This is a genomic window from Pseudolysinimonas sp., from assembly GCF_031389465.1.
Taxonomy (GTDB): Bacteria; Actinomycetota; Actinomycetes; order Actinomycetales; family Microbacteriaceae; genus Pseudolysinimonas_A.
Window position 1 is genome coordinate 1 of the sequence record NZ_JANMSQ010000181.1, and the last position, 11,740, is coordinate 11,740.

The window sequence follows — 11,740 nt, forward strand, 5'->3', positions numbered from 1 at the left end:
GATTCCGCCTTCGTAGGCCCGCCACCACCAGTAGGCGAGCGACGAGTTGAGCACGATCGCCGCGCGATCCCGAGCCTCGGGGGTCGGAAAGTACAGCCGGTGCACGTGCCCACGATCGAGCACGCGTTTCACCGCCGAGAGGAAGTAGCGCGGGGTGACCGGCACATCAAGGGGATACACCGTCGGGCCGGTGACGGTGAGGTCGCGCACCGTCGTGTCGCATTCGAGCATCGCCCGATGGAGCGGAACGAGGGCGGCACCGACCTTCGGAAAGGCACGATCTTCGTCAGGCTGCAACGCGGCGAGAAAGTCGTCGGCGGCCTCGAACAGGTCGGCCCGTTCGTGGGCGCGCCAGCGCAGCAGGGGGGTGATGCGGTGGCGGCGTGGCGCGTCGGCCGAACCGGCGAGACCCACCAACACCGCGGCGCGCGTCGAGTTCACCCGGTTGGTGTTCTGTGACCCGAACTTCACCCCACGGAACACGTTGTCGGGCACATTGTCGAAGCAGTAGACATCCATCGTCTCGAGTCGGCGCACGAGCAACCGGCGGAGTCCCGCGAACTTGCGCCCCGACGTGAAGCTCTGAGGCGTGATCGCGACGATGCCACGGCGCCCGAGGGTGAGCATCCGCTCGAGGAAGTAGGCGTAGAGGTCGCGCGAATCTGCCGACTCGGTGAACCGGTCGTCGCGGGGCACGACCACGTACGGCGGGTTCATGAGGGCGTAGTCGAAGCCGGGTAGCTCGTCGGTGAGCGCGTCGGCGACCCGCGATCGATCGAGCAGCGCCCGGTACTGCGCGGCGTCGAGCGCGAACTCGGTGGCGAGGAGGGCCCGGGCGATGGTGAGGGCGAGCGGGTCGCGATCGACGAGCACGAGCCGTTCGGCGAGAAACCGTCGGGGGTCGCGCTGCTCGTGGGCGAGCCAGTAGGAGAGGTTGCCGATTCCGCAGCACGGGTCGATCCAGGTGCCTTCAGGCAGAGCGGCAGCTCGGGTGGCGAGGAAGCGGGCGACATCGTCGGGTGTGAAGAATTGGCCGCTCGACTTGCGGCTCGAGCGGTCGACGTGGGCGAGCGAGAACTCGTAGAGCACGTTGATCTCGCTGATGGTGAGGCCCTCGATGAGGTCGTCGGTCACCTGGCGGCCGCGCTCGGGGAGGTCGCTCAACACCGCCGACATCGCCGGGCCGGAGACCCGGGTGACGTGTGCCGCGACGAGGGAGTGCCAGAACGTCTCGATGCCGAGGCGGTCGATGCCTTCGGCGACGAGCTCCGCGCGAGCGTGGAGAATCCGACGGGTCACAGTTGAGAGGGTAGGCGCCACCGCCGACGTCTCAGGGATGCGCGCCGAGCTCTCAGCGGTCGTCGAGGGCGGCCTCGAGCGAGTCGCCGGTGGGGTCGTCGGCGGCCGGGTCGGTGAGTCGTTCGCCGCCGACCGGCATTCCGCCCCAGGACAGTGCCGTCCAGCCGGTGTCGGGGGAGCCTTCGATGACGACGATGCCCGTGTTGTCGAGGTGGTTGTCGGCGGTGAACCCGTCGCCCAGGTTGCCGACGCGGGCACCCGTCCAGACACGGATGGCGGCACCGTGGCTCACCACGACGATCGTCGCGTCGTCGGGATGCTCGGCCGCGATCCGCTCGATCGATTCGTCGAAGCGCGCGAAGAAGTCGTGGCCGTCGGGGCCGCCCGGCATCACGGGGGAGGGGTCGCCCCACCCCCAGGCGAACACGGTGGTCATGTAGGTGCGCACCGCGTCATGGTCGCTACGGCCCTCGACGTCGCCCGCTTCGATCTCGTGGGTTCCCGCCAGTTCGATCGGGGTGAGCCCGAGCGCGGCGGCGAGCGGTGCCGCCGTCTCGTGGGTGCGCACCAGCTTCGAGACGTAGATGGCGGCGATCGTTTCGTGGCCGAGCGCTTCGACGACGGCTTCGGCTTGGCGGGTGCCGAGTTCGGTCAGGCCGGGGCCCGGTGCCGCGGTGTCGAGGGTGCCGCGCACATTGGCGGGAGTCTGACCGTGGCGGACGAGAAGGATTCGCATAGCCCGCTCAGCCTACGGCGCGCCGACTGGCGCCATCCTGAGTGGGAGACCGAGGAGTGTTGGTCTAGTCCCGCACAGCGAGGGCGTATGAGAAGTCACCCTCCTCGGTGTCGATGCTCACCCAGATGGTTTTCGCGGTGCCATCGGGCAGCACCCCATTGCAGGTGTACAGCGCACCCCGGACCGGGTTGGCGATGAAGGCGTCACAGCTGACCGACGCGAGTTCGCCGCTGCCGACGAGGTCGGCGTAAATCGTCTGCTGAATCTCCAAAGCCTTAGTGACCGGCCCCGCGTACCCGCCCATGAAGGCAGCGACCGGTGCACCCACGGCAAGCAGGGTGAGGATGATGAGGGTCACCAGGGGTCCGGATCCGGCGACGCGCGCGCGTCGGGCGATCAGGTAGATGAGCGGTCCGAGCAGGGCGAGCGCCGGGCTGGCCGGGCGGTGTCCGAGCGACCGGAGTTTGCGGGCATCCGTCGCCGCCCAGATGAGCGTGAGCAGCGTCGGCACGATGACGATCGCGGCGACGACGGGGATGCCCGACACGGCCGGTTCTGGCATGACATAGAAGGCGAGGTACCCGGCCGTGGCGGCTGCGGCGAGGGTGAACAGCGGCCAGAGGGCGATGAACCACGATGATGCGGTGGCGGTGCCGGGCTCTTCGTACTCCGGTTCGGGTTCGGCGTTCCAGGGGCGGTAGTCCGAGGTGGTGGAACCCGACGAACCCGAAGTGGACGCGTCGTCGCCCTGAGTGGCGGACCGCATGATGATGTCATTTTCGGCGGTGCTGATGCCGTACTGACGTTCCAGCTCACGGGCCTCGGCGATGCGCGCGAGAGTCTCCGGGGTCTGCGTCGAGCCGGTTGCCGTGCTGACCTGGTCAGCACCGGCGCCTCCGGTCTGCTGGCCCGAGTAACTGTCGCCGTAGCGGCGGTTGCCGAATCCGTCGCCGTAGTCGCCATACGAGGCCGCCATCGGCACCGCTTGCGGAGTCGGCGTGGGCTTGAGGGTGGTGTGCTCGGTCCAGGCGAGACCGTTCCACCAGCGCACATGGGCGCTCGATGCAGGGTCTTCATACCAGCCTGCAGGCACCACACGGATCGCTTGGTCGGTCAAAGCCATACTCCTTCGGGGCGGGAACGTCTGGGGGACGAATGCGAAGGGAGGTGCAGGTGCGGTGAAACGGGTGGTACTAGGGGTGGGCCCAGTCTAGGGATCGGGGCTGTGTGTCTCATCACCCCGTTTGGGTGTGTCAAGACCCCATGGTGAAGACGCCCCAGTTGTCGACGCGCCACTCGATCCAGCCGTTGGCGCGCTGGAGGCTGACGAGAACGTCGAAACTGCGGCCTTCGTTGTTCACGGCCCGGCAGGTGAAGGACTGCTGCAGGAGCAGCGGGGGAGTCTCGGGGCAGTCGATCGTGAGTTCCGCGCCGAGCGAGCGGGCGTCGGCCGTCACCGACCGTTCGGCTTCGACTGAGAAGAAGGCGGGGGCGAGTTCCATCACCAGACCCGGCACGGCGACCACGGCACCGCCCATGAAGAGCGTGAGGACGAGGTAGGTGAGCACCGGACCGAAGCCGGTGCCGGTTTCACGCACCGTCGCGACGAGCCGCGCGACGAGGTAGCTGGGCGCTCCGAGAAGTGCCCACGCCCAGTGCGCGGGCGACTGCATGCCACCCGACTTCAGGTTTCGGTAGTCGATGACCGCGAGGACGATGCCGACGAGCCACGGCACCCCGAGCACGATGCCGGTGTTGATCTGGGCGTACGCGGCTTGGGCGCCGCTGAGCAGGATGATCATGCCGACGAGCAGCATGTAGACGGGGATGAGCGTCAGCAGCCAGCCGGGGACGGTGCTCGTGTGGGGTGCGTGGGTGAGCCGTGCTCGATGGCTGCCGTGCGCGTGCGACGACCCGGCCTGGGTCTGGGTCTGGGTCCCGAATTCGGCCGGGTAGTCGGGGATGAAGGTTGTCGTCGACGAGGTGGCGTGTGCGAACGCCGACCGCGGGATCGAGGGTTCGCCGAGAAGGTCTTCGTGGCGTTCGTCGAGGTCGTAGCGCATCGAGCGCGGCGCGTCGTCGATGCCGGCCGCGGTCGCGTAACGCACGGCGGGTGACGGTTCGGCGACGACGTGGTTGCCGCGGGCGGGTGCTTCGAGCTCGGGGAGCGGTTCGCCGAATCGGGCGTTCTCGCCGGTGAGGTCGTGCACTGCGTCGTCGTCGTGGGCGATCCGCTCGGCATCGCGCAGGGTGCGGCGCGACGGCAGATTGGTGACGTCGGTCGCTGTCGACGGTTCAACGAGGTCGTGCACGGGATGCGTGGACTCGAGGTCGGCGAAGTCGGCGAGGTCGTCGGCGAAGGGTCGGTCGTCGGCGAACGCCAGGCGCGGCGATGCGGCGGCTTGCGCGTGCATCGGTTGGGCCTGCAACGGCTGGGCTTGGACCGGCTGCGCGGTCATCGAGTCGGCAACCATGGGCTGGCGGGCATCCGAGGTGTGCTCGGTCCAGGAGTGGTTGTCCCACCACCGCAGCTGCGGTAGACCGAGCGGATCCGGGTACCAACCCGCGGGGACGCGGACGTCGTCGTCTGACACGACAGCACGCTCCTCACGCCCTACGACCCTGCAGAGAACAGGATTCCCAGCCGATTCTAAGGCGTGATGCGGAATCGGGGTACCCGTGTCACCCACCCCGAGGTGGGGACAGGGCGGCCCCAGCCCGAGGGACACGGCAGACTCGACCCATGCTGCCCACCTCGTCGATGCACAGCACGGCGCTGGTCGCCGCGCTGCCGACGCCATGGGATCCGGATGTCTTCGTGCAGGCGTTTGACGAGTGGGCGCGTTCGCGGGGCTTGCGGCTGTACCCGGCGCAGGAGGAGGCGGTGCTCGAGCTCGTGCTCGAACGGCACCTGGTGCTGTCAACCCCGACGGGCACGGGAAAGTCGCTCGTCGCGATCGCGGCACATGCTGCGGCTCTCGCACAGGGACAGCGTTCCTTCTATACGGCTCCGTTGAAGGCGCTGGTGAGCGAGAAGTTCTTCGCGCTGGTCGAGGTGTTCGGCCCCGAGAACGTCGGAATGGTGACGGGCGACTCGAGCGTCAACCCCGATGCGCCGATCATCTGTTGCACCGCCGAGATCTTGGCGAATCTCGCCCTGCGCGAGGGTGCTGAGACGAAAGTGGATGTCGTCATCGCCGACGAGTTCCACTTCTACGCCGACCCGCAGCGCGGCTGGGCCTGGCAGGTGCCGCTTCTGTCGCTGAACCGGGCGCGGTTCGTGCTCATGTCGGCGACGCTCGGCGACCTCACCGACATCTCTGCCGACCTGGAGCGCCGCACCGGCCGCGAGGTCGCTCATGTCACCGGCGTCGAGCGTCCGGTGCCGCTGCACTACCGCTACCTCACGACGCCGGTTCACGAGACGGTCGAGTCGCTCTTGGAGGAGAAGCTGGCGCCGGTGTACATCGTGCACTTCGCGCAGGCCGCGGCCGTCGAGCGCGCGCAGGCGCTGCTCTCGGCGCGGGTCGCCACCCGCGAGCAGCGCGACCTGATCGCTGCGGAGATCGGCGGGTTCCGGTTCTCGCCGGGCTTCGGGGCGACGCTGTCGAAACTGGTGCGGGCCGGCATCGGCGTTCACCACGCCGGGATGCTGCCGAAGTACCGGAGGCTCGTCGAACAGCTCGCCCAACTCGGGATGCTGCGCGTGATCTGCGGCACCGACACCCTCGGCGTCGGCATCAACGTGCCCATCCGCACCGTGCTGCTGACGGCGCTCACCAAGTTCGACGGCGTGAAGATGCGACAGCTGTCGGCGCGGGAGTTCCACCAGATCGCCGGACGAGCTGGGCGAGCTGGATTCGACACCGCGGGTGAGGTCGTCGCCGAAGCGCCCGAGCACGAGATCGAGAATGCCATCGCTGCCGTCAAGGCCGAAGCCCGGGGCAAGAAGCAGGGGCCGAAGAAGCGCGCCCCCGAGGGCTTCGTCTCCTGGGGTCCGGCGTCGTTCGAGCGGCTCATCGCCGCCGATCCCGAAACCCTCACGTCGTCCATGCAGATCACCGCGGCGATGCTGATCAACGTGATCGGGCGGGAGGGGGGCGACGCGTTCCAGAACGTGCGTGCACTGGTCTTCGACAACCACGAGCCGATCGCCCGCCAGCGCGAGTTGGCCCGGCGCGCGCTCGGGATCTACCGCACGCTCACCGCGGCCGGCGTCGTCGAGGTGCGCGATGGCATCCCTCAGCTCACCGTCGACCTACAACCGAACTTTGCGCTCAATCAGCCGCTCTCACCGTTCGCGCTCGCCGCCTTCGAGCTACTCGACACCGAACAGCCGACGTATGCGCTCGACATGATCAGCATCCTCGAGGCGACCCTCGACGATCCGCGACCGATCCTGTCGCAGCAGCAGTTCAAGGCGCGCGGCGAGGCGGTCGCGGCGATGAAGGCCGACGGGATCGAGTTCGACGAACGGATGGAGTTGCTCGAAGCGGTCACCTGGCCGAAGCCGCTCGACGAGCTGCTCGAGCAGTCCTTCGAGACGTTCGCCGCCTCGCAGCCGTGGGTGCGTGACTTTGAGCTCTCGCCGAAGTCGGTCGTGCGCGACCTCTACGAGCGCGCGATGTCGTTCTCGGACTACGTCGCGTTCTACCAACTCGGCCGCAGCGAAGGGCTCGTGCTGCGCTACCTCTCCGACGCGTACCGGGCGGCGCGGCAGACGATTCCCGACGAGCTCAAGACCGAGGAACTCCACGATCTGATCGAGTGGTTGGGCGAACTCGTGCGCCAGGTCGACTCGAGTCTGCTCGACGAGTGGACGGCGCTGCAGAACCCCGCCGAACTCGTGGTGGGCGACAAGCCCGTGCTGCCGCCACCGCCGACGAGTGTCGTCACCAATCGCCGCGCCTTCCTCGTTCTCGTGCGGAACGCCCTGTGGCGGCGCGTGCAGGCAGCGGCGCTCCAACGGGATGACGAGCTGCGTGCCCTCGACCCGGGCGTGCCGTGGGCCGAGGCGCTCGACGCCTACTACGCCGAACACGATGAGATCGGTACCGGACCGGATGCCCGCAGCGTCGCACGTCTCCTGATCGACGAGGAACCGGAGCGCTGGGTCGTGCGGCAGATCCTCGACGATCCCGAAGGGCATCACGACTGGGGAATCACCGCCGAGGTCGACCTCGCCGCGTCAGCAGAGTCGGGTGAAGCGGTCGTCAGAGTGCGGAGTGTCGGCCGGCTCGATTGAGGATCACGCCTGCGCCTCTGTGGTTGAGAGCGTGCCGACCGTGACCCGCGCGCCGGGACGGCGCGCGGCGCTGGGACCGCGGCGGCGGCGCGAAAGCGCCCCCGCCCTCACGCGGGGTCCGCGCCATACAGTGTGCACCGCTCGTCGAGAGGGGCATCAGAGTTCCTCGTCCTGGTAGACGGGACGCGCCCGCACAGCTCGGGCCAGCTCGTGGTCATCTTCGTGGCTCGCCGCCCGTGCCGTGCGAATCGCCGCGACGATCCAACTGACGGCGGGAATCACGCTCACCAGTGCGGCGAGGCAGCCGAGAGCGGCGAAGGTGATGGCGACGATCGGGATGCCTGAGTTGCACGGGGCCGTGCCGCAGCCGCCCGCGATGGTGACATCGACGACGGCGAAGCTGATGGCTGCGACGAGGATCGCTGTCAACGCGACCACGCCCAGCACCCGCGACGAGTGCATTGGATTCTGACCCTCTCGGTCGCGACCCCCATCGCGATTGCTGTCGACACTAGGGCGGTGAGCAGGGCTCGGATAAGCCCCGCTTCGGGGGCTCCCCCTTCGGGTCGCACCCCTTCGTGGCCCTCCACCCATAGCGAGATGGGCAATGCCACACTGGCCAGATGGATGCCGTCATCGGTTCGCTCACCGCGGCCGGAAGTGGTCTCGTCGCCGGCTCGATGTTGCTGCTCGGCGCCGCGATCGCTTGGTTCGCGCGCGTCCCTCAGGGTGTGGTTGCCGGCATCACCGCGTTCGGGGCCGGGGTGCTCATCTCGGCGCTCGCCTACGAGCTCGTCGCGGAAGCCCACGCCGGCGGCGGACTGTGGCCGACCGTGCTCGGTTTCGCCGTCGGTGCGCTCCTTTACGTCGGCGCGGCCGAGCTGGTTGATGCCCGGGGTCGTCGTCGGGGCGAGAACGACAAACCAGGCGGGACAGCGCTGCTCATCGGCGCGCTCGTCGACGGCATCCCCGAGTCGGTCGTGCTCGGTGCGAGTGTCGCCGCGTCCGGAGGCTTGAGTCTGCCGATCTTGCTGGCGGTCGCGATCGCCAACCTGCCCGAAGGGCTGTCGAGTGCGGCGGGGATGAAGGATGCAGGTCGCCCGGCGCGCTACGTCTTTGGCGTGTGGACCTGCGTCGTCGCCGTCACGGGTCTCGCCGCGCTGCTCGGCTACCTGTTCCTGCGCGACGCCGCGCCCGAACTGACGGCGTTCGTCACGACGATTGCCGCGGGCGGCATCCTCGCGATGGTCTGCAACACGATGATCCCGACCGCCTTCGCCCGCGACCGTGCGGCGACGGGGCTATTGGCAACGCTCGGATTCCTGGTCGCATTCACTATCTCCCACCTTCCGTGAAACGTAGGCTCGACCCATGCAGGGAACCACGCCTGTCCAACCGACGACCGGTCCCGAGCCCGCCACAAGCGTGCTGACCGGCGGCGGGCCCACCAGAACCGAGAGCGACTCGCTGGGATCGATGCAGATCCCGGCAGACGTCTATTGGGGCATCCATACCGCGCGAGCGTTGGTGAACTTCCCGATCTCGCGCCGCGCCATCTCCAACTACCCCAGCCTGCTGCGAGCTCTCGCCTTCGTGAAACAGGCGTCGGCGCGGGCCAACAAAGAGATCGGCGTGCTCGACCCCGCGAAGGCCGACGTCATCGACGCCGTGTGTGCGCGGATCGTCGCGGGGGAGTTCCACGACCAGTTCGTTGTCGGCGTCATTCAGGGCGGTGCCGGTACGAGCACCAACATGAATGCCAACGAGGTGATCGCCAACGCCGGACTCGAGACGATGGGCTACGGTCGGGGCGAATACGAGCACCTCAGCCCGATCGACGACGTCAACCGGTCGCAGTCGACCAACGACGTCTACCCGACCGCCATCAAGCTCGCCATGGTGTTCGGCATCCAGAAGCTGCTCGAAGAGCATGTGCTGCTGACCGAGGCGTTCGCCGCGAAGGGCCGCGAGTTCGCACACATCCTCAAGGTGGGACGCACCCAGCTGCAGGATGCCGTGCCGATGACGCTCGGCCAGGAGTTCCGCGGCTTCGCCCGCACCCTCACCGAAGACTTCGACCGGCTCTCGGAAGTCATCCCGTGGCTCAACGAGATCAACATGGGCGCGACCGCGATCGGCACGGGAATCACGGCCGACCCCCGCTACGCCGAGGCGGTACGTCGTCACCTCGAAGAGCTGACCGGGATGCCGCAGGAGACGGCTCCCGACCTCATCGAGGCGACGGCCGACGCCGGCATCTTCATGACCGCATCCGGAACCCTCAAGCGGGCGGCGGTGAAGCTGTCGAAGATCTGCAACGACCTGCGCCTGCTGTCGTCGGGTCCGCAGGCGGGGCTCGGCGAGATCTTCCTACCCGCCCGTCAGGCGGGGTCGTCGATCATGCCCGGCAAGGTCAACCCCGTCATCCCCGAGGTGGTCAACCAGGTCGCGTTCGCCGTCATTGGGGCGGATGCCACGGTCACCGCGGCGGCCGAGGCCGGACAACTGCAACTCAACGCGTTCGAACCGGTCATCGCCCACAGCATCCTGCAGTCCCTCGACTGGATGACGCACGCCTGCACGACGCTGCGGGTGAACTGCATCGAGGGCATCGAGGCGAACACCGCCCGGCTGAGCGAACAGGTGGGCATGAGCGTCGGCGTCGTCACGGCGCTCACCCCGTACATCGGCTACGCGGCGGCGGCGACCCTCGCGCACACCGCGCTCACCACCAGCGCGTCCATCGCGGAACTCGTGGTTGAGCAGGGTCTGATGTCAGAAGAAGAGGTGCTCAAGGTGCTCTCGCCCGAACGGCTCTCCGGCATGGTGCCCACCACCGGCAGCATCTCCCTCCCCGTGGTGAAAGACCCGTCGGTTGAGTAGCCCGCGCAGCGGGCGTGTCGAAACCCCACCTCTTGCCGGCTCGGGGTGGAAGCTGCTCCCCGCAGCTGGGGTGTCGCTGTCGGCGTTCTTCCTGTTCGGGCTGCAGGCGCACGCGATCGGGGTGCCGCTCCTCGCGGCGTCGGTCATCGCCGCGATGCTCGTCGACCGGGACCTCGGCAAAGACCTTGCGCTCATCGGCGTCGGCGTCGGCATCGTCGCGACGACGAGCGTCGAAGCGGATGTCTCCTGGCCGTCGTTCATCCGTATCGGGCTGGTGCTCGGGCTCGCGGTGCTGGTGCCGTTCCTGCTCGACCGATTCCTGTACCGGCGCCGGGTCGTGCGGTTCCCGTGGCGGTCGCGCGAGAAGAAGACCCGGCTCGAGATCGGTTACCTCGTCGCGGTGCCGCTTCTGGGATACCTGATCCTGCCGTTCTACTTCATCCGCTCGGGCGCCTATCTCAACTGGCCGCCACTTGAGGACGGCGGCGAGGTGCTGCGCTTTTTCGTGGGGGTGAACGCGGTCGGCACCTGGGACGAGCTGTTCTTCATCTGCACGGTGCTCGTGCTGCTACGTCGGCACTTCCCGCTCTGGCAAGCCAACATCCTCACCGCGGTGATCTTCGTGTCGTTCCTCTGGGAGCTGGGGTATCGCGCGTGGGGTCCGCTGATCACGGTGCCGTTCGCGCTCATTCAGGGCTATCTGTTCGCGAAGACTCGATCGCTCGGCTACGTGCTCGCCGTGCACCTGCTGTTCGACGCGCTCGTCTTTCTCGCGATCGTGCACGCCCGCAACCCCGAGTGGGCGCCGATCTTCTTCCTGTACTGAGGTCGTGCTGGGGTGCCGTGAGAGATCCCATTTGGGATATCTCACGATGGTCGTGATCCCAAATGGGATATCTCAGGGGTTGGTCAAGCCAGGCGGTCGTCGTCGAAGCCGGGAGCGTCGTCGTCGGCGTCCTGCTCGATTCGTTCGCCGGGGTCGAGGGTCGGCGGTGGGGGTAGAGCGTCGTCGTCGGTTTCGAGCGGCTCGATCCGCTCATCCTCCGAGTTCGGCTCGTACACCAGGCTGTCGGGATCACGATCCATCGGGCACCTCCCAGGTGATTTCTTCAGGGGACTTGTCGGGCCGCCAGCCGCGCCAGGTGGGGGCACGCAGGCGGCCGTCAGCGGTGATCTCGGCGTACTCGACCTCGCCGACCAGTTTCGGAGTGACCCAGTGCGCGTCTTTCGCCTCGGCCGACGGGACATCGATCAGGGGGTTCGTCTCCCGTGCCATTCGGTCCAGTCGGGTGCGCAGGTCGGACAGCTGAGCGTCGGTGAATCCGCTGCCGACTCGGCCCACGTACGCGAGACCCGATGGCCCAGGGATTCCGACGAGAAGCGACCCGACGGTGTCGGACCGCGCTCCGTTGCCGGGCCGCCATCCGGCGACGACGACCTCCTGGGTGAGGGTGTGCTTGATCTTGAGCCAGTCCCGGGAGCGACGACCCAGCCGGTACGGCGAGCTCGCGCGTTTCGCGATGACGCCTTCGAGCCCGAGTTTGCGACTCGTCGCGACGGCGGTGTCGAGGTCGGTG

At 68.0% G+C, this 11,740-nt stretch carries 10 protein-coding genes and 1 pseudogene; 4 read left to right on the forward strand and 7 right to left on the reverse strand.

Translation table 11 applies throughout. The features are described 5' to 3' along the window. The 4 genes from RMO30_RS07270 to RMO30_RS07285 form a co-directional block, all read right to left on the reverse strand. Positions 1-1,299: N-6 DNA methylase (locus RMO30_RS07270; protein WP_309711371.1), on the reverse strand; the 1,299-nt coding region annotated here is incomplete at its 3' end. A 52-nt stretch (positions 1,300-1,351) separates the two neighbouring features. Beyond that, positions 1,352-2,035 carry a histidine phosphatase family protein gene (locus tag RMO30_RS07275; protein WP_309711374.1) on the reverse strand — a complete coding sequence of 228 codons (684 nt, stop codon included), beginning with the start codon at positions 2,033-2,035 and terminating at the stop codon, positions 1,352-1,354. A gap of 64 nt (positions 2,036-2,099) precedes the next feature. Beyond that, positions 2,100-3,152, reverse strand: a complete 1,053-nt coding sequence (locus RMO30_RS07280; protein WP_309711376.1) for a DUF2510 domain-containing protein — start codon at positions 3,150-3,152, stop codon at positions 2,100-2,102. Between the two features lie 136 nt (positions 3,153-3,288). After that, positions 3,289-4,629, reverse strand: a complete 1,341-nt coding sequence (locus RMO30_RS07285) for a DUF2510 domain-containing protein (protein WP_309711379.1) — start codon at positions 4,627-4,629, stop codon at positions 3,289-3,291. 167 nt (positions 4,630-4,796) lie between these two features. Between RMO30_RS07285 and RMO30_RS07290 the strand changes: the two genes are divergently transcribed. Beyond that, on the forward strand, positions 4,797-7,280 hold the full coding sequence (locus tag RMO30_RS07290) for a DEAD/DEAH box helicase (RefSeq protein ID WP_397427907.1): 2,484 nt from the start codon (positions 4,797-4,799) through the stop codon (positions 7,278-7,280). A gap of 156 nt (positions 7,281-7,436) precedes the next feature. Here the strand turns inward: RMO30_RS07290 and RMO30_RS07295 are convergent, their stop codons facing one another. After that, a complete protein-coding gene (locus RMO30_RS07295) occupies positions 7,437-7,742 on the reverse strand; it encodes a hypothetical protein (RefSeq protein ID WP_309711384.1) in 306 nt (101 codons plus the stop codon). Positions 7,743-7,903: 161 nt separating this feature from the next. Between RMO30_RS07295 and RMO30_RS07300 the strand changes: the two genes are divergently transcribed. Genes RMO30_RS07300 through RMO30_RS07310 form a run of 3 tightly spaced genes read left to right on the forward strand, consistent with a single transcriptional unit; the run spans position 7,904 to position 10,989 of the window. Beyond that, complete coding sequence (locus tag RMO30_RS07300; protein WP_309711386.1) at positions 7,904-8,635, forward strand: ZIP family zinc transporter; 732 nt, start codon at positions 7,904-7,906, stop codon at positions 8,633-8,635. Positions 8,636-8,651: 16 nt separating this feature from the next. Then, a complete protein-coding gene (locus RMO30_RS07305) occupies positions 8,652-10,163 on the forward strand; it encodes an aspartate ammonia-lyase (protein ID WP_309711389.1) in 1,512 nt (503 codons plus the stop codon). Then, complete coding sequence (locus RMO30_RS07310; RefSeq protein ID WP_309711392.1) at positions 10,156-10,989, forward strand: CPBP family intramembrane glutamic endopeptidase; 834 nt, start codon at positions 10,156-10,158, stop codon at positions 10,987-10,989. The genes RMO30_RS07305 and RMO30_RS07310 overlap by 8 nt, the downstream gene beginning before the upstream one ends. Positions 10,990-11,072: 83 nt before the next feature. On the opposite strand, the gene RMO30_RS07315 is transcribed toward RMO30_RS07310, so the two are convergent. Continuing rightward, the gene (locus RMO30_RS07315) at positions 11,073-11,249 is read right to left on the reverse strand and encodes a hypothetical protein (protein ID WP_309711393.1); all 177 of its coding nucleotides are present in this window, start codon (positions 11,247-11,249) and stop codon (positions 11,073-11,075) included. Continuing rightward, positions 11,239-11,740: pseudogene (locus tag RMO30_RS07320) on the reverse strand (ATP-dependent DNA ligase); the annotation flags it as partial. The pseudogene RMO30_RS07320 and the gene RMO30_RS07315, both read right to left, overlap by 11 nt.